The sequence below is a fragment of the Thermohalobaculum sp. genome (assembly GCF_058622915.1).
Map to the genome: position 1 here is coordinate 1 of NZ_JBZSYN010000114.1, position 15857 is coordinate 15857.

21 protein-coding genes and 1 pseudogene are annotated in these 15857 nt (G+C 71.4%); all 22 read left to right on the plus strand.

Going from position 1 to position 15857, the window contains the following annotated elements; translation table 11 throughout:
• Positions 1-12: 12 nt before the first annotated feature.
• Positions 13-963 (plus strand): ACP S-malonyltransferase, encoded by a 951-nt coding sequence (fabD, locus tag AC32QD_RS08965; protein WP_492010168.1) that lies wholly within the window; start codon positions 13-15, stop codon positions 961-963.
• 11 nt (positions 964-974) lie between these two features.
• On the plus strand, positions 975-1712 hold the full coding sequence (fabG, locus tag AC32QD_RS08970; RefSeq protein ID WP_492010148.1) for a 3-oxoacyl-[acyl-carrier-protein] reductase: 738 nt from the start codon (positions 975-977) through the stop codon (positions 1710-1712).
• Positions 1713-1858: 146 nt separating this feature from the next.
• The gene (locus tag AC32QD_RS08975) at positions 1859-2095 is read left to right on the plus strand and encodes an acyl carrier protein (RefSeq protein ID WP_492010149.1); all 237 of its coding nucleotides are present in this window, start codon (positions 1859-1861) and stop codon (positions 2093-2095) included.
• A gap of 155 nt (positions 2096-2250) precedes the next feature.
• Positions 2251-3513 (plus strand): beta-ketoacyl-ACP synthase II, encoded by a 1263-nt coding sequence (gene fabF / locus AC32QD_RS08980; protein WP_492010150.1) that lies wholly within the window; start codon positions 2251-2253, stop codon positions 3511-3513.
• Between the two features lie 7 nt (positions 3514-3520).
• The gene (gene mltG, locus AC32QD_RS08985; RefSeq protein ID WP_492010151.1) at positions 3521-4513 is read left to right on the plus strand and encodes an endolytic transglycosylase MltG; all 993 of its coding nucleotides are present in this window, start codon (positions 3521-3523) and stop codon (positions 4511-4513) included.
• A gap of 160 nt (positions 4514-4673) precedes the next feature.
• A complete protein-coding gene (locus tag AC32QD_RS08990) occupies positions 4674-5024 on the plus strand; it encodes a hypothetical protein (protein WP_492010152.1) in 351 nt (116 codons plus the stop codon).
• Complete coding sequence (locus tag AC32QD_RS08995; RefSeq protein ID WP_492010153.1) at positions 4972-6330, plus strand: DNA-packaging protein; 1359 nt, start codon at positions 4972-4974, stop codon at positions 6328-6330. Before AC32QD_RS08990 ends, AC32QD_RS08995 begins: the two co-directional genes overlap by 53 nt.
• Before the next feature lie 26 nt (positions 6331-6356).
• On the plus strand, positions 6357-7520 hold the full coding sequence (locus AC32QD_RS09000; protein WP_492010154.1) for a phage portal protein: 1164 nt from the start codon (positions 6357-6359) through the stop codon (positions 7518-7520).
• 176 nt (positions 7521-7696) lie between these two features.
• Positions 7697-8269 (plus strand): HK97 family phage prohead protease, encoded by a 573-nt coding sequence (locus tag AC32QD_RS09005; RefSeq protein ID WP_492010155.1) that lies wholly within the window; start codon positions 7697-7699, stop codon positions 8267-8269.
• A gap of 49 nt (positions 8270-8318) precedes the next feature.
• Positions 8319-9488, plus strand: a complete 1170-nt coding sequence (locus AC32QD_RS09010) for a phage major capsid protein (protein WP_492010156.1) — start codon at positions 8319-8321, stop codon at positions 9486-9488.
• A gap of 106 nt (positions 9489-9594) precedes the next feature.
• The gene (locus AC32QD_RS09015; RefSeq protein WP_492010157.1) at positions 9595-9999 is read left to right on the plus strand and encodes a hypothetical protein; all 405 of its coding nucleotides are present in this window, start codon (positions 9595-9597) and stop codon (positions 9997-9999) included.
• A 27-nt stretch (positions 10000-10026) separates the two neighbouring features.
• A complete protein-coding gene (locus AC32QD_RS09020; RefSeq protein WP_492010158.1) occupies positions 10027-10602 on the plus strand; it encodes a head-tail connector protein in 576 nt (191 codons plus the stop codon).
• Positions 10603-10613: 11 nt separating this feature from the next.
• The gene (locus tag AC32QD_RS09025; RefSeq protein ID WP_492010159.1) at positions 10614-10958 is read left to right on the plus strand and encodes a head-tail adaptor protein; all 345 of its coding nucleotides are present in this window, start codon (positions 10614-10616) and stop codon (positions 10956-10958) included.
• Entirely contained in the window at positions 10955-11380 is a 426-nt protein-coding gene (locus AC32QD_RS09030) for a DUF3168 domain-containing protein (RefSeq protein ID WP_492010160.1), read from the plus strand. The genes AC32QD_RS09025 and AC32QD_RS09030 overlap by 4 nt, the downstream gene beginning before the upstream one ends.
• Before the next feature lie 46 nt (positions 11381-11426).
• A complete protein-coding gene (locus AC32QD_RS09035) occupies positions 11427-11840 on the plus strand; it encodes a phage major tail protein, TP901-1 family (protein ID WP_492010161.1) in 414 nt (137 codons plus the stop codon).
• A 2-nt stretch (positions 11841-11842) separates the two neighbouring features.
• A complete protein-coding gene (locus AC32QD_RS09040) occupies positions 11843-12169 on the plus strand; it encodes a gene transfer agent family protein (RefSeq protein WP_492010162.1) in 327 nt (108 codons plus the stop codon).
• The gene (locus tag AC32QD_RS09045; RefSeq protein ID WP_492010163.1) at positions 12166-12393 is read left to right on the plus strand and encodes a rcc01693 family protein; all 228 of its coding nucleotides are present in this window, start codon (positions 12166-12168) and stop codon (positions 12391-12393) included. The genes AC32QD_RS09040 and AC32QD_RS09045 overlap by 4 nt, the downstream gene beginning before the upstream one ends.
• The gene (locus AC32QD_RS09050) at positions 12390-13049 is read left to right on the plus strand and encodes an RcGTA-type gene transfer agent tail tape measure protein (protein ID WP_492010164.1); all 660 of its coding nucleotides are present in this window, start codon (positions 12390-12392) and stop codon (positions 13047-13049) included. Before AC32QD_RS09045 ends, AC32QD_RS09050 begins: the two co-directional genes overlap by 4 nt.
• Before the next feature lie 9 nt (positions 13050-13058).
• The gene (locus tag AC32QD_RS09055; RefSeq protein ID WP_492010165.1) at positions 13059-13691 is read left to right on the plus strand and encodes a phage distal tail protein, Rcc01695 family; all 633 of its coding nucleotides are present in this window, start codon (positions 13059-13061) and stop codon (positions 13689-13691) included.
• A complete protein-coding gene (locus AC32QD_RS09060) occupies positions 13691-14584 on the plus strand; it encodes a phage/gene transfer agent baseplate hub protein (protein ID WP_492010166.1) in 894 nt (297 codons plus the stop codon). Before AC32QD_RS09055 ends, AC32QD_RS09060 begins: the two co-directional genes overlap by 1 nt.
• The gene (locus AC32QD_RS09065) at positions 14559-15032 is read left to right on the plus strand and encodes a C40 family peptidase (protein ID WP_492010167.1); all 474 of its coding nucleotides are present in this window, start codon (positions 14559-14561) and stop codon (positions 15030-15032) included. The genes AC32QD_RS09060 and AC32QD_RS09065 overlap by 26 nt, the downstream gene beginning before the upstream one ends.
• Positions 15032-15857: pseudogene (locus AC32QD_RS09070) on the plus strand (baseplate multidomain protein megatron); the annotation flags it as partial. The gene AC32QD_RS09065 and the pseudogene AC32QD_RS09070, both read left to right, overlap by 1 nt.

The window sequence follows — 15857 nt, forward strand, 5'->3', positions numbered from 1 at the left end:
AAGGGGGAGGAGATGCGGGCATTCGTCTTTCCGGGCCAGGGAGCCCAGACCGTGGGCATGGGGCGCGACCTGGCCCAGGCCTATCCGGCGGCCGCTGCGGTGTTCGAGGAGGTCGACGCGGCGCTGGGCGAGCGCCTGAGCCGCCTGATCTGGGACGGGCCCGAGGAGATGCTGCTGCTGACCGCCAATGCCCAGCCGGCGCTGATGGCCACCTCGCTGGCCGCGATGCGCGCGCTCGCGTCCGAGGGCGTCGAGGTGGAGGCGGCGCGCTTCGTCGCCGGGCACTCGCTGGGCGAGTACTCGGCGCTGTGCGCGGCGGGGGCGCTGAGCCTGGCCGACACGGCGCGGCTGCTCAGGACGCGCGGGCAGGCGATGCAGAAGGCGGTGCCGGTGGGCCTGGGCGCCATGGCGGCGATCCTGGGCCTGGACCTGGCGGCGGCGCGCGAGGTGGCCGACGAGGCCGCCAAAGGCGGCGACGGCGGCGAGGTGTGCCAGGCGGCGAACGACAACGACCCGGGGCAGGTGGTGATCTCGGGGCACAAGGGGGCGGTCGAGCGGGCGGTGGAGATCGCCCGGGCGCGCGGCGCCAAGCGGGCGATCCTGCTGCCCGTCTCCGCGCCCTTCCATTGCGCGCTGATGCAGCCCGCCGCCGAGGTGATGGCCGAGGCGCTGGGCCGGGTGGAGATCAGCCCGCCCCGGGTGCCGGTGGTCTCGAACGTGCGCGCCGAGGGGGTGACTGAGCCCGACGAGATCCGCGCGCTCTTGGTCGAGCAGGTCACCGGCGCCGTGCGCTGGCGCGAATCCGTGCAGTGGATGGCGGCGCAGGGGGTGCGCGAGTTCGTCGAGATCGGCGCCGGCAAGGCGCTGAGCGGCATGGTGCGAAGGATCGACCGCGAGCTGGCGGCGCGCGCGGTGAACACCGCGGCCGAGCTGCGCGAGCTGGCCGCGGCGCTGAACGGATGAGGGAGGGGACGATGTTCGACCTGACAGGCAAGTGCGCGCTGGTCACCGGCGCCAGCGGCGGCATCGGCGGGGCGATCGCCCGGGCGCTGTATGCGCAGGGGGCCACCGTGGCGTTGTCGGGCACGCGGGCCGGGCCGCTCGACGCGCTCAGGGGCGAGCTGGGCGAGCGGGCGCATGTGACGCCGTGCGACCTGTCAGACGCGACCGCGGTCGAGGCACTGCCCAGGCAGGCGGCCGAGGCGATGGGCGCGGTCGACATCCTGGTCAACAATGCCGGGGTAACGCGCGACAACCTGTTCATGCGCATGTCCGACGCCGAATGGGACGAGGTGCTGCGCGTCAACCTCACGGCGGCCTTCCGGCTGAGCCGCGGCGTGCTGCGCGGCATGATGAAAAAGCGCTGGGGCCGGATCATCGGCATCACCTCGATCGTCGGCGTCACCGGCAACCCGGGGCAGGGCAACTACGCCGCGGCCAAGGCCGGCATGATCGGCATGTCCAAGTCGCTGGCCGCCGAGGTGGCCTCGCGCAACATCACGGTGAACTGCGTCGCGCCGGGCTTCATCGCCACGGCGATGACCGACAAGCTGGGCGAGGAGCAGAAGGCGAAGCTGATGGGTGCCATCCCGGCGGGCCGCGTGGGCAGCGCCGACGAGGTGGCCGCGGCGGCGCTGTTCCTGGCCTCCGACGAGGCGGCCTATGTGACCGGCCAGACCGTCCACGTGAACGGCGGCATGGCGATGATCTGAGCGCCGGATTGGAATTTGCGTGGCGGCGCAGTTATGCTAAGGAACCCCCGGAACACCCGTCGGGGCGCCGCTGGGAGGCGATGGCACCGCCATCGGAGAAAAAGGCCAACCACATGGCCCTTAGGGCCTGAATAACAGGAGCGGACATGAGCGATATTGAGGATCGCGTCAGGAAGATCGTGGTCGAGCATCTGGGCGTCGAGGAGGACAAGGTCGTGGCAGGCGCGAGCTTCATCGACGACCTGGGCGCAGACAGCCTGGACACCGTTGAGCTGGTCATGGCGTTCGAGGAGGAGTTCGGAATCGAGATCCCCGATGACGCCGCGGAAAGCATCCAGACCTTCGGTGACGCGGTGAAGTTCATTTCGGAAAAGGCGGCATAGCTGTCCGCTCTGGCCTTTGAGACGCGGCGCTCGGGCTGGACCGGGGGCCGCGTTTTCAATTGTAAGGGAGTGGCAGGGTTGGGTATGACTCGCCCCGAACCGGTCAGGCCAGGCGCGGCTGGCGCCCGCCCGGCATAACGGACGAGGAGCCACAGATGCGCCGAGTTGTCGTCACCGGCCTTGGAATGCTGACGCCGCTGGCCTGCGGCGTCGAGGAGACCTGGAGTCGCATCGTCGCCGGGCGCTCCGGGGCCGGCAGGATCAGCCATTTCGACGCCTCGCACCTGCCCTGCCAGATCGCCTGCGAGATCCCCATGGGCGACGGCAGCGACGGCACCTTCAACCCCGACGACTGGGTCGAGCCGAAGGAGCAGCGCAAGGTCGACCGCTTCATCACCTACGCGCTGACCGCCGCCGAGCAGGCGGTGCGCGATTCCGGCTGGCGGCCCGAGGACGAGCGCGAGCGCGAGCGCACCGGCGTCCTGATCGGCTCAGGCATCGGCGGGCTCGAGACCATCGCCGACACGGCGGTGGTGCTCAAGGAGAAGGGGCCGCGGCGCATCTCGCCCTTCTTCATCCCCGGCTCGCTGATCAACCTGTGCTCGGGGCAGGTTTCGATCCGCTACGGCTTCAAGGGGCCGAATCACGCCGTGGTCACGGCCTGCTCGACCGGCGCCCACGCCATTGGCGACGCGGCGCGGCTGATCGGGCTGGGCGATGCCGACGTGATGCTGGCGGGCGGCGCCGAGAACCCGATCTGCGAGCTGGGCGTGGCCGGCTTTTGCGCCTGCAAGGCGCTGTCGACGCATTACAACGACACGCCCGAGCGCGCCTCGCGGCCCTATGACAGGGGGCGCGACGGCTTCGTCATGGGCGAGGGCGCGGGCATCGTGGTGCTGGAGGAGTACGAGCACGCGGTCAAGCGCGGCGCGCGCATCTATGCCGAGGTGCTGGGCTATGGCCTGTCGGGCGACGCCTATCACATCACTGCGCCGGCGCCCGACGGCAGCGGCGGCTACCGCTCGATGTCGGCGGCGCTGAGGAGCGCGGGGCTGGAGGCCGGGGCGGTCGACTATGTCAACGCGCACGGCACCTCGACGCCAATGGGTGACGAGCTGGAGCTGATGGCGGTCACCCGGCTGATGGGCAACCATGTGGGCGACGTGACCATGAGCTCGACCAAGAGCGCCACCGGCCACCTGCTGGGCGCCGCCGGCGCGGTCGAGGCGATCTTCAGCGTGCTGGCGATCCGCGACCAGGTGGCGCCGCCGACGCTGAACCTCGAGGACCCCTCGGTAGAGACCGAGATGGACCTGGCGCCGCTGAAGGCGCGCGAGCGCGAAATCAACGTGGCGCTGTCCAACTCGTTCGGCTTCGGCGGCACCAATGCCTCGCTCATCTTCGGCAGGGTGAGCTGACGCCGGCATGAGCCGCATGCGCAACGTCGCGGCGAACGCCATCTCGGTCCTGATCGTCCTCGGCATCCTGGTCGTGGCGGCGATCGGCCTTGCCAGGCGCGAGTTCTCCGCGCCGGGACCGCTGACCGCGCCGGCGGTGGTGGTGCTGCCGAAGGGGGCGAACCTGTCCGACACGGCGAGGCTTCTGAAGCAGAAGGGGGCGATCGACAGCGCGTTCCTGTTCCGGATCGGCGCGCGCTATCGCGGCGAGGCGCGGGCGATCCGCTATGGCGAGTACCGCATCCCGGCCAGCGCCTCGATGTCGGATATCCTGGCCATGATGGTGCGCGGCGACACGCTCAAGCACAACGTCACCGTGGCCGAGGGGCTGACCAGCTTTGAGGTGGTTGAGCAGCTGCGCGGCAACGATGTGCTGAGCGGCAGCATCGACGCGGTGCCGCCCGAGGGCAGCCTGGCGCCGCAGACGTACCAGGTGGAGCGCGGCGACAGCCGCGCGGGGCTGTTGCAGCGGATGCAGGCGACGCAGAAGCGCATCCTGGCCGAGGCCTGGGCCGGGCGGGCGCCGAACCTGCCGCTGACCAGCCCCGAGCAGGCGCTGATCCTGGCCTCGATCGTGGAGAAGGAGACCGGTCTGCCCGGCGAGCGGGCGCAGGTGGCCTCGGTGTTCCTCAACCGGCTGAAGCGGGGCATGAAGCTGCAGTCGGACCCCACCGTGGTCTATGGCATCACCAAGGGCAAGGGGCCGCTGGGGCGGGGGCTGACGCGCTCGGAGCTGGAGCGGCGGACGGCCTACAACACCTACCTGATCGACGGGCTGCCGCCGACGCCGATCGCCAACCCCGGCCGCGACGCCATCATGGCCGTGCTTCACCCCGCGGATACCAATTTCCTGTATTTCGTGGCCGACGGCAGCGGCGGGCACGTCTTCGCCCGGACGCTGGCCGCGCACAACCGCAACGTCGCGAAGTGGCGACAGATAGAGAAGAAAAGAAAGAATTAATTTAGTATTAAAGGATATTTTTAATGTATTACACGAAGAAAGTTCTTGACTTGGCGCGCGCTGCGAAGTAGTCATTCAGGCACGCTGGGAATCAACCGAACGGGGCGGCCGGGGGGCCGCCCTTTGCATTTCCGGCGCCTAGCGAAAAGGAAAGACGCCCATGGTGAGAACGACCGAGGATCTCGGTCGGCGGGGTGGCGTCTGCGCGGAGGAGCCGGCGGAGGACCCGTCGGCGCTTGATCGCGCGCGGAAGCTCTTCGCCGGCCTCTCGCGCAGCCTCGATGGCGTGATCGATCGCCTCGAGGCGGCGCTCGAGCCCGAAACCGACAAGGACCGGGTCAGGGACCTGACCGAACTGATCCGGATGAACCAGAAGGCGCTCCAGACCGTGCTGGACATGGAGGGCAAGCTGATGACCGGTGCCGGGAAGGACCGGCGCGGAGAGGGAGTGATCGATCTTGCCCAAGCGCGCGCGGAAATCGCCCGCCGCCTGGATCGCCTCGCTGGATGAGGCGGGGCGCGCGGCGTTCCTCGAGGGACTCTCGGAGAACGCGCTCGGGGCGCTGCCGTGGCTGTGGGAGGTCTGGGCCCATCCCGGGCACCAGGCCGAGCCCGAGGGCGACTGGCAGACCTGGGTGATCCTGGGCGGGCGCGGCGCGGGCAAGACCCGCGCCGGGGCCGAATGGATCCGCGGCCAGGTGGAGGGCGCGACGCCCGATGCGCCCGGACGGGCGCGCCGGATCGCGCTGGTCGGCGAGACGATCGACCAGGTCCGGGCGGTGATGGTGGAGGGCGAGTCGGGGCTGATGGCCGTGACGCCCCCCGATCGCCGCCCGGACCTCCAGGTCAGCCGCAAGCGGCTGGTCTGGCCGAACGGGGCCGAGGCGGCGATGCTGTCGGCGGCCAACCCGGAGGCCATGCGCGGGCCGCAGTTCGACGGCGCCTGGGCCGACGAGCTGGGCAAGTGGCGCAAGTGCCGCGACGCCTGGGACATGCTGCAGTTCTGCCTGCGCCTGGGCGAGCGCCCGCGCCAGGTGGTGACCACGACCCCGCGCGACAACGAGGTGCTGATCGAGCTGATGAAGGCCGCCGGCACGGTGGTGACCCATGCCCCGACCGCGGCCAACCGCGCCAACCTGGCGCCCGACTTCGTCGAGCGGCTGCGGGCCAGGCATGTCGGCACCTCGACCGAGCGCCAGGAGCTTGAGGGCGAGCTGGTGCGCGAGCGCGCCGGCGCCCTGTGGACGCCGCTGATGATCGACGCGGCAAGGGTGGACGAGGTGCCCGATCTCGACCGCATCGTGGTCGCCGTGGACCCGCCGGCGAGCGCCGGCCCGCGCGCCGACGAATGCGGCATCGTGGTGGCGGGCATAGACCTGAAAGGAGATGAAAGTGGCTGGAAAGTTTATGTCCTGGCTGACGAGTCGTGTGCGCATGCTGGTCCTACAGCTTGGGCGCGACGCGCTGCTGAAGCTTATCGACATCATCAGGCAGACCGCCTTGTCGCGGAAGTGAACCAGGGCGGCGACATGGTCCGCAGCGTGCTCTACCACGCGGCCCCCGATGTCAGCGTCCGCACCGTCACCGCCACCACCGGCAAGCGCCTGCGCGCCGAGCCGGTGGCGGCGCTCTACGAGCAGGGCCGGGCGCACCACGCCGGCAGCTTCCCAAGGCTCGAGCGGCAGATGTGCCGCTTCGTCCCCGGCGAGCAGACCGGGATCAAGAGCCCCGACCGGCTGGACGCGCTCGTCTGGGCGGTGACCGACCTGATGCAAGAGGCCGAGCGGCGCCTGGCGCCGCGGGCGCGCACGGTCTGATGGCGCAAGACGGAGATCATCGCGACATGGCATTTCGACTGTTCCGCAGGGCCGAGGCGCCCGGCGAGGAGAAGGCGTCCGCCGTCGGCCCGCTGATGGCGTTGCACGGCACCGGGCGCGCGGTCTGGAGCCCCAGGGACTATCAGTCTCTGACGCGGCAGGGCTATGAGCAGAACGTCATCGGCTTCCGCTCCGTGCGCATGGTGGCCGAGGCGGCCGCGGCGATCCCGCTGCTGCTGGCCGAGGACGGGGCGCGCATGAGCACGCACCCGGTGCTGGGGCTGCTGGCGCGGCCCAACCCGGGGCAGGGCGGGCGCAGCTTCCTCGAGATCGTCTACGGCCACCTGCAGCTGAGCGGCAACGCCTATATCGAGGGCGCGGCGCACGGCCCGAACGGCCTGCCGCGCGAGCTGCACTGCCTGCGCCCCGACCGCATGAGCGTGGTGCCGGGGCCGGACGGCTGGCCGATGGCCTATGAATATACCGTGGGCCGGCAGAAGCACCGTTTCGACATGACCGGCGACAGCGACCCGATCCTGCACCTCAAGAGCTTCCACCCGCTGAACGACCATTACGGGCTGAGCCCGCTGGAGGCGGCGGCGGCCTCGATCGACGTGCACAACGCGGCGGCGCGGTGGTCCAAGGCGCTTCTGGACAACGCGGCGCGGCCATCGGGCGCCATCGTGTTCGGCGGCACCGAGGGCGGCGGGCAGCTGAGCGAGGAGCAGTACCAGCGGCTGACGCGCGAGATCGAGGAGAACCACCAGGGCGCGCGCAATGCCGGGCGGCCCCTGCTGCTGGAGGGCGGGCTGGACTGGAAGCCCATGGGCTACTCGCCCCAGGAGATGGACTTCCTCGAGACCAAGCACGCGGCGGCGCGCGAGATCGCGCTGGCCTTCGGCGTGCCGCCGATGCTTCTGGGCCTGCCCGGCGACAACACCTATTCCAATTACCAGGAGGCGAACCGGGCGTTCTATCGCCAGACGGTGCTGCCCCTGGTGCGCAAGACCGCGGGCGCCATGGCCATGTGGCTGGGCGCGGGCGCGGCGCTGAGCCTCGAGCCCGACCAGGACGCGATCCCGGCGCTGGCCGCCGAGCGCGAGGCGCTGTGGCGGCGGGTGGCGGGGGCCTCGTTCCTCGACGACGACGAGAAGCGGGCGCTCTTGGGGCTGGGCCCCAGAGAGGGCTGAGGCCGCGCGCGCAGCCGCACCGGCTGGGCAGCCGCCACACACGCACAGGCGGGGGACTGCCGACACCCCCGGAAGATCCCCGCCCGGGGCGGGGAGGACGCGGACTTCGGCGCGGGCCGGGCAGCGCGCTGCCCGCGATCGGCGCCGCCGGGCGCCGTTAGGAAGGATCAAGCGACATGCACACAGAGACACAAACGGCCCGTGCGCCGCACGGGCTGGAGGTGAAGTTCACGGCTTTCGAGGGCGCCACGCAAGCGGGCGCGACCGGCCGCATCGAGGGCTATGCCTCGTATTTCGGCGAGCCCGACCAGAGCGGCGACGTGGTCGCGCCGGGCGCCTTCCGCGCCTCGCTCGAGCGGCTCAAGGCCGCCGGGCGCAAGGTCAAGTTCCTGTGGCAGCACGACCCGGCGCGGCCGATCGGCGTGTGGCACGACGTGCGCGAGGACGCGCGCGGCCTGCGCGTCAACGGCACCATCCTGACCGACGTCCACCAGGGCGCCGAGGCCATGGCGCTGATGCGCGCCGGGGCGATCGACGGGCTGTCGATCGGCTACCGCGTGGTCAGGGCCGAGAAGAACGCCGCCACCGGTGGGCGGCGGCTGATCGAGATCGACCTTTGGGAGGTGTCGCTGGTGACCTTCCCGATGCTTCCCACCGCCCGGGCCATGCTGGCGAGCGCGAGCGCCGCCGAGATCATGGAACTGGCGCTGGCCGAGGCCCTCGGCGAGGGCGCCGGCCAACTCCGCTGAGCTTTGCCCAGCGACACTCCGCCCAACCGCGAAGAAGGAAAGACCAAGCATGACCGAGACTGATCAGAAGGCCGCGGCGGTCGCCGAGGCAAAGTCGGCCGCGGCCGAGTTCCTGAAGGGGTTCCACGGCTTCAAGGAGGATATGAGCAAGCGCATGACGGACATGACCACCCGGATCGAGGCGCTCGACCGCAAGAGCGCCGCGCGCCGCCCGGCGCTGGAGGCCCGCGCCAGCGAGGCGCTGCCGCACGCCAAGGCCTTCGCCGCCTATGTGCGGCGCGGCCAGGAGGACGAGCTCAAGGGGCTCGACATCGAGTCCAAGGGGCTGAACACGGCGGTCGCCGCCGAGGGCGGCTACCTGGTCGACCCGCGCACGGCCGAGCAGATCGAGACCGTGCTGCGCTCGGGCGCCTCGATCCGGGCGCTGTCGCGCGTGGTGCAGGTCGAGGCCGGCTCCTACGACGTGCTGGTCGACCACGAGGAGATCGGCGCCGGCTGGCTGGACGAGACCAGCACGGTCAGCGAGACCGCGGCGCCGGTGATCGACCGCATCGCCATCCAGCTGAACGAGCTGTCGGCCAGCCCGAAGGCCTCGCAGCGGCTCCTGGACGACACCGCCTTCGACGTCGAGGCCTGGCTGGCCGAGCGCATCGCGGATCGCTTCCTGCGCGCCGAGAGCGCGGCCTTCATCTCCGGCGACGGGGTGAACAAGCCCACCGGCTTCCTGACCAAGCCGATGGTGGACGACGCCTCGTGGTCGTGGGGCAACATCGGCTATACCGCGACCGGCACCTCGGGCGCCTTCGACGCCAACGAGCCGGCCGACACGGTGGTCGAGCTGATCTATTCGCTGGGCGCCCAGTACCGGGCCAACGCGGCCTTCGTGATGAACTCGAAGACCGCCGGCGAGATCCGCAAGATCAAGGACGGGCAGGGCCGCTTCGTGTGGACCGAGGGCATGTCGGCGCGCCAGCCGGCGCTTTTGATGGGCTATCCGGTGGCGATCGTCGAGGAGATGCCGGACATCGGGGCGGACAGCCTCTCGGTGGCCTTCGGCGATTTCGGCCATGGCTACACGGTGGCCGAGCGGCCCGACATCCGCATCCTGCGCGACCCCTATTCGGCCAAGCCGCACGTGATGTTCTACGCCACCAAGCGCGTGGGCGGGGACGTCACCGACTTCGCTGCGATCAAGGTGCTCAAGTTCGGCGTCAGTTAAGCGTGGCGTCGCCGGCCGCCGGCGGAGAGGTACCCGCCGGCGCCCGGCCCCGGGCCGCGCATCAGCGGACGCACGGATTGCAACTCGGGCGGAGACGAGAGCCGCGATGGCGAAGTCGATGAGCCACAGGGCGCTGGATGCGGCGTTTGCCTACATCGCCGAGCACGCGGACACGCTGGCGCTGTGCGCCGGGGCGCCCGCGAGCGTGGCGGAGGCGCTGAGCCCCGCCTGCGAGGGCGGGCGCATGCTGGGCCTCGCGGAGCTGTTGCCCGGGCTGGGCAATGGCGACTTTCAGATTCTGCCCGGCGTGAGGTCGGGGCGGCGCCTGGCGGTGCGCGCGCGCGAGGGCGTGGCAGTGCTAGCCTCGGGCTGCGCCGATCACCTGGCGGTGGTGGGGCGGGGCTCGGGCGAGCTGCTGATCGTCACCGCGCTGGCCGAGCCCTGCGAGGTGGTCGAAGACGGCACGGTCACGCTCGAGGGCTTTTCCGACGAGATCGCCGACCCGGTCTGAGCCGGGGCAACTCAGGGGGCGAAGCGCATGATTTTAACACAGAGCGCGCCGGCGGCAACGACGCCGGTGTCGTTGAGCGAGTTCTCGGCGCATCTGCGGCTGGCGAACGGCTTTCCGGACGACGGGGCCGAGGATGCGCTGCTGCAGCTTTACCTGGACAACGCGGTGGCGGCCGTCGAGGCGCGCACCGGGCTGGCGCTGATCCGGCGCGGCTTCGTGCTGCGCATGGCCGGCTGGGACCGGGCGGGGCACGCCGTGCTGCCGGTCGGGCCGGTCGCGGCGATCGGCACCCTGCGCTTCGTCCAGGGCACGGCGGCGATCGATGTCGACCCGGCGTCCTGGGCCTTGGAGCCGGGCACGGCCCGGCAGCGGGTCACGGGATCAAACGGCGAGTATTTACCATCTATTCCAGATGGCTATGTGGCAGAGTTCACGTTCGATGCCGGCTTCGGTTCGGCCGCGACCGACGTGCCGGGAGACCTGCGCCAGGCGGTGACGCTGCTGGCCGCGGACTTCTATGAGCGGCGCTTCGACGATGCGGGGCCGGGGATCCCGATGGCGGTGCGCGGGCTGCTGGTTCCGTGGCTTCCGGTCCGAATCTGAGCGAGGGCGCGATGTCGCAACACAGACCGAAGCTGAGCCAGCGCCTGGTTCTGGAGGCGCCCGCGCGGGTCGCCGACGGCGGCGGCGGCTGGCAGGTGACATGGACGGCGCTGGGCACGCACTGGGCCGATGTCCGGACCTCGAGCGCGCGCGAGCGGGTCAGCGGGGAACGCGAGATCTCGCGGGTGACGCACCGGGTGACGATCCGCTCGGCGCCCGTGGGCGCGGCCCGGCGGCCGCAGCCCGAGCAGCGCTTCCGCCAGGGCGCGCGCGTCTTCGCCATCCGGGGCGTCGCCGAAGCCGACCACCGCGGCGCCTACCTGACCTGCTGGGTCGAGGAGGTGCCCTTCGCATGACCTATGCCCTGTCATGGCCGCTGCAACAGGCGGTCTATCAGCTGCTGAGCGCCGACGCGGGGCTCGCCGCCCTGGTCGGCACCCGCATCTACGACGCGCCGCTGCCGCCAAGCGAGGAGGCCGAGCCCGACGGGCTCTACGTCACCCTCGGCGACGAGCGGGTGGACGACTGGAGCACCGCGAGCGACCGGGGCGCGACGCATCTGCTGACCATCGCGGTGAACGCGCCCAGACGCGGCTTTGCCGAAGCGAAGCAGGCGGCCGGGGCGATCTCGGACGCGATGCTGGGAGGCGCGCTGGCGCTGAGCCGCGGGCACGCGGTGCTGGTCCACTTCGCCGGCGCGCGCACGCGCCGCGCCGAGGGTGACGCGCTGCGCAGGATCGAGATGCGGTTCCGCGTGACCGTCGAGGACACGCTTTAGGAACTTTGCATAACCCACGGAAAACCATGAATTATGGAGATCGCGCATGACGGCGCAGAAGGGCAGGGACTTGCTGCTGAAGCTGGACGAGACCGGCAGCGGCAGCTTCGAGACGGTGGCGGGGCTCCGCGCGACGCGGATCACCTTCAACGCCGACACGGTGGACGTGACGACGGCCGAGTCGGCCGGCCAGTGGCGCGAGTTGCTCGCCGGCGCGGGCGTGCGCACGGCGGCGGTCTCGGGCTCGGGCATCTTCAAGGATGCGGCCTCGGACGCGGCGCTGAGGCGCGTGTTCTTCGACGGCACGATCCCGGCCTTCGAGATCGTGATCCCGGACTTCGGCGTGGTCGCCGGACCGTTCCAGCTGACCAGCCTGGAGTATTCCGGCCAGCACGACGGCGAGGCGGTGTTCGACGTGGCGCTGGTCTCGGCCGGCGCGCTGAGCTTCACGGCGGTCTGAGCATGGCCAATGCGCAGCGCGGCGAGGTGGCGCTCCGCGTCGACGGCGAGGAGCGCACGATGCGGCTGACGCTGGGCGCCCTGGCCGAGTTGGAGGCGCGGCTGGGGGCGACGAGCCTGCTGGAGCTGGCGGAGAAGTTCGAGACCGGCGGCGTCTCGGCGGCGGAGCTGATCGCGCTGCTGGCCGCGGGGATCCGCGGCGCGGGCGGCACGGCCACGGAAGAGGAGCTGGCCACCGCCGAGATCGAGGGCGGCGCGGTCGGCGCCATGCGCGCCGGGCTGACGCTGCTGTCACGCACCTTCAGGCCGGAGGCCGGGGGCCAGGGATGACGGCGCGGCCGCGCGGGTCCCTGGCCTGGGACGAGCTGATGCGGCTCGGCCTCGGCACGCTGGGGCTGGCGCCCGACGTCTTCTGGGCGATGACGCCGGTCGAGCTGCAACGGGCGCTGGAAGGCGCGGGCATTCTGGTGCCGGGCGGTGGCGCAAGCTGGATGGAGCGCGCCGCGCTGGACGCGCTGATGGCGCGGTTTCCCGACAAGGAGAGCAAGGCATGACGGGCGGAAACGGAGCAGGCGCGAGCGGCGGCGCGGCCGACGGGCTGGCGGTGGCGCTGAGCGACCTGCAGGGGCTGGCCGGCGGGTTCGCCGGCGAGATGACCGATGCGGCGCGCGCCATGAAGGAGATGGACGCCGAGTCGCGGCGGCTGTCGCGCTCGCTGGGCTCGAGCCTGCGCACGGCGTTCGACCGGGCGGTGTTCGGCGGCGCCAAGCTGGGCGACGTGATGCGCGGGCTGGCGAGCGACATCGCCGGGCGCACGCTGAACGCGGCGCTGAAGCCGGTGCAGAACTCGCTTGGGGCGGGGCTGAACGGGCTGGTCGGCTCGCTGGTCGGCGCCTTCGGCTTTGCCCAGGGCGGGGCGTTCTCGGCCGGCCGGGTGCGCGCCTTCGCGCGCGGCGGCGTCGTCGACGGGCCGGCGCTGTTTCCCATGCGCGGCGGCACTGGGCTGATGGGCGAGGCCGGGCCCGAGGCGATCATGCCGCTGACGCGGGGCCCCGACGGACGTCTGGGCGTGCGCGCCCAGGGGCAGGGCGGCGCGCCGGTGGTCACCGTCAACATCTCCACCCCCGACGTCGAGGGGTTTCGCCGCTCGCGCGGGCAGGTCGCGGCGGAGCTGGCCCGCGCGGTGGCGCGCGGCAATCGCAGGCTGTGAGGAGCGGGCATGAGTTTTCACGAGATTCGGTTTCCGGGCGCGATCTCGTTCGGCTCGACCGGCGGGGTCGCGCGGCGCACCGAGGTGGTGGCGCTGGTCAACGGGTTCGAGCACCGCAACACGCCCTGGGAGCAGTCGCGCCGGCGCTATGACGCGGGGCTGGGGGTCAAGTCGCTGGACGACCTGGCCGAGGTGCTGGCCTTCTTCGAGGCGCGGCGCGGCATGCTGCACGGCTTTCGCTGGAAGGACTGGATGGACCACCGCTCCGGGCTGCCCTCGGCGGCGCCGGGCGCGCTCGACCAGGCGATCGGTGCGGGCGACGGCACGACCACGCAGTTCCAGCTGGTCAAGGTCTACGCCCCGGGCGCGAACGAGTTCCGCCGCCCCATCACCAAGCCGGTGAGCGGCACGGTGCAGGTGGCCGTGGACGGCGCCGCCCTGGCGGAGGGCACAGACTTCTCGGTCGACACGACCACGGGGATCGTGACGCTGACGGCGGCGCCGGCGGCGGGCTCGGGCGTGACCGCGGGGTTCGAGTTCGACGTGCCGGTGCGCTTCGACACCGAGGAGATTTCCGTCAACGTCGCCGCCTTCGAGGCCGGCGAGATCCCTTCCATCCCTGTGATCGAGGTGCGGATCTGATGCGCACGCTGCCGCAAACGATGCGGGCCGCGCTGGCAAGCGGTGCGACCACGCACTGCCGCTGCTGGACGGTGACGCGCACCGATGGCGTGGTGCTGGGCTTCACCGACCATGACCGGCCGCTGAGCTTCGACGGCATCACCTTCGAGGCGAGCACCGGCCTGAACGCCGAGGCGGTGGAAAGCTCCACGGGCCTGAGCGTCGACAGCCATTCGGTGAGCGGCGCGCTGAGCTCGGACGCCATCACCGACGAGGACATCGAGCGCGGCCTCTACGACGGCGCCGAGGTGACGCTGTGGCTGGTGGACTGGACCGACCCGGCCAGCCGGCTGTTGCTCACGCGCGGGCACATCGGCGAGATCCGGCGCGGCCGCGCGGCCTTCGAGGCCGAGGTGGTCGGCCTCGCCGAGCGGCTGAACCAGCCCTATGGCCGGGCCTATCTGCACGGCTGCGACCGACGGCTGGGCGACGGCAAATGCGGCGTCGACCTGACGCAGCCCGCCTTCCGCGGCGCCGGCGTAATCGAAGCGGTGATCGATCCGCAGCGCTTCGTGGTCTCGGGGCTCGAGGGCTTTGCTCGCGGCTGGTTCGACGGCGGCCACTTCGCGTGGACCGCGGGCGGCAATGCCGGCGTCGAGGGGCACGTCAAGACGCAGCTCGACCCCGCCGCCGGAGCGACGCTGGAGCTGTGGCTGACCCCGCCGCTGCCGGTGAGCGCGGGCGACGGGTTCACGGTCACGGCGGGCTGCGACAAGCGCATCGAGACCTGCAAGGCCAAATTCGACAACCTCATAAGCTTCCGGGGCTTCCCGCACATGCCCGGCGACGACTGGGCGGCGGGCTATGTGCAGCAGGAGGGCGAGTACGATGGCGGCTCCCTGTTCCGCCGCTGACCGCGGGCTCAGGCTGGCGGCGGCCGCGGAGGCGCGGCGCTGGCTGGGCACGCCCTATTGCCACCAGGCGAGCGTGCGCGGCGGCGGGGCCGATTGCCTTGGCCTGTTGCGCGGCGTCTGGCGGGCGACGCTGGGCGCCGAGCCCGAGGCGCCGCCGCCCTATAGCTCGGACTGGTCGGAGGCGAGCGGCGAGGAGCGCCTGATGGCCGCCGCCATGCGCCACCTGGTGGCGATCGAGCGCGAGGCGGCGGGGCTGGGCGACGTGCTGCTGTTTCGCATGCGGCCCTCGGCGCCGGCCAAGCATCTGGGCCTGCTGGCGACGGAATCGCTCGAGCCGGGGCGGATGATCCACGCCTATTCGGGGCACGGGGTCTCGGAGACCCATCTCACGGCGGCCTGGCTGGGCAAGCTGGCCGCGGTCTTTCGCTTTCCCGTACGGGGGTATTGATGGCGACGGTTCTGTTATCGGCGGCGGGCTCGGCGGTCGGCGGCGCGATCGGGGGCACCGTGCTGGGGATGAGCGCGGCGACGCTGGGGCAGGCGGCGGGCGCGATTGCCGGCGGCCTGATCGACCAGACGATCCTTGGCTCGGGCAGCCGGGCGGTCGAGGTCGGCCGCGCCCGCTCGCTGCACCTGCAGACTTCGACCGAGGGCACGCCGGTGCCACAGGTGTTCGGGCGCATGCGCCTGGCCGGCCAGGTCATCTGGTCGACGCGTTTCAAGGAGCACGTGCGCACCAAGTCGCAGGGCGGCAAGGCGACCGGCGGGCAGAAGGTCAAGGAATACTCCTACACGATCAGCTTTGCGGTCGGCTTGTGCGAGGGGCCGATCGAGCGGGTCGGGCGGATCTGGGCCGACGGCAAGCTCATGGAGACCGAGGACCTGGAGATCCGCGTCTACAAGGGCGACGAGAGCCAGCTGCCCGACCCCAAGATCGAGGCCGTGGAGGGCACGGGCAACGTGCCGCCCTATCGCGGCCTGGCCTATGTGGTGTTCGAGGACCTGCCGCTGGGCGCGTTCGGCAACCGCATCCCGCAGCTCAACTTCGAGGCGTTCCGCAGCGCCGAGAGCCTGTCGGATCCGAACGCACCCGAGGCGGGCCGCCCGCTCAAGGAGCTGGTCCGCGGCGTGGCGCTGTCGCCCGGCAGCGGCGAGTTCGCGCTCGACCCCGAGCCGGTGCAGTATGCGTATGCGGGCGGCGGCGGCGTCTATGCCAACATCAACAATGCCGGCGGGCGGCCCGATTTTCTCGAGGCGATGGACCAGCTCGACG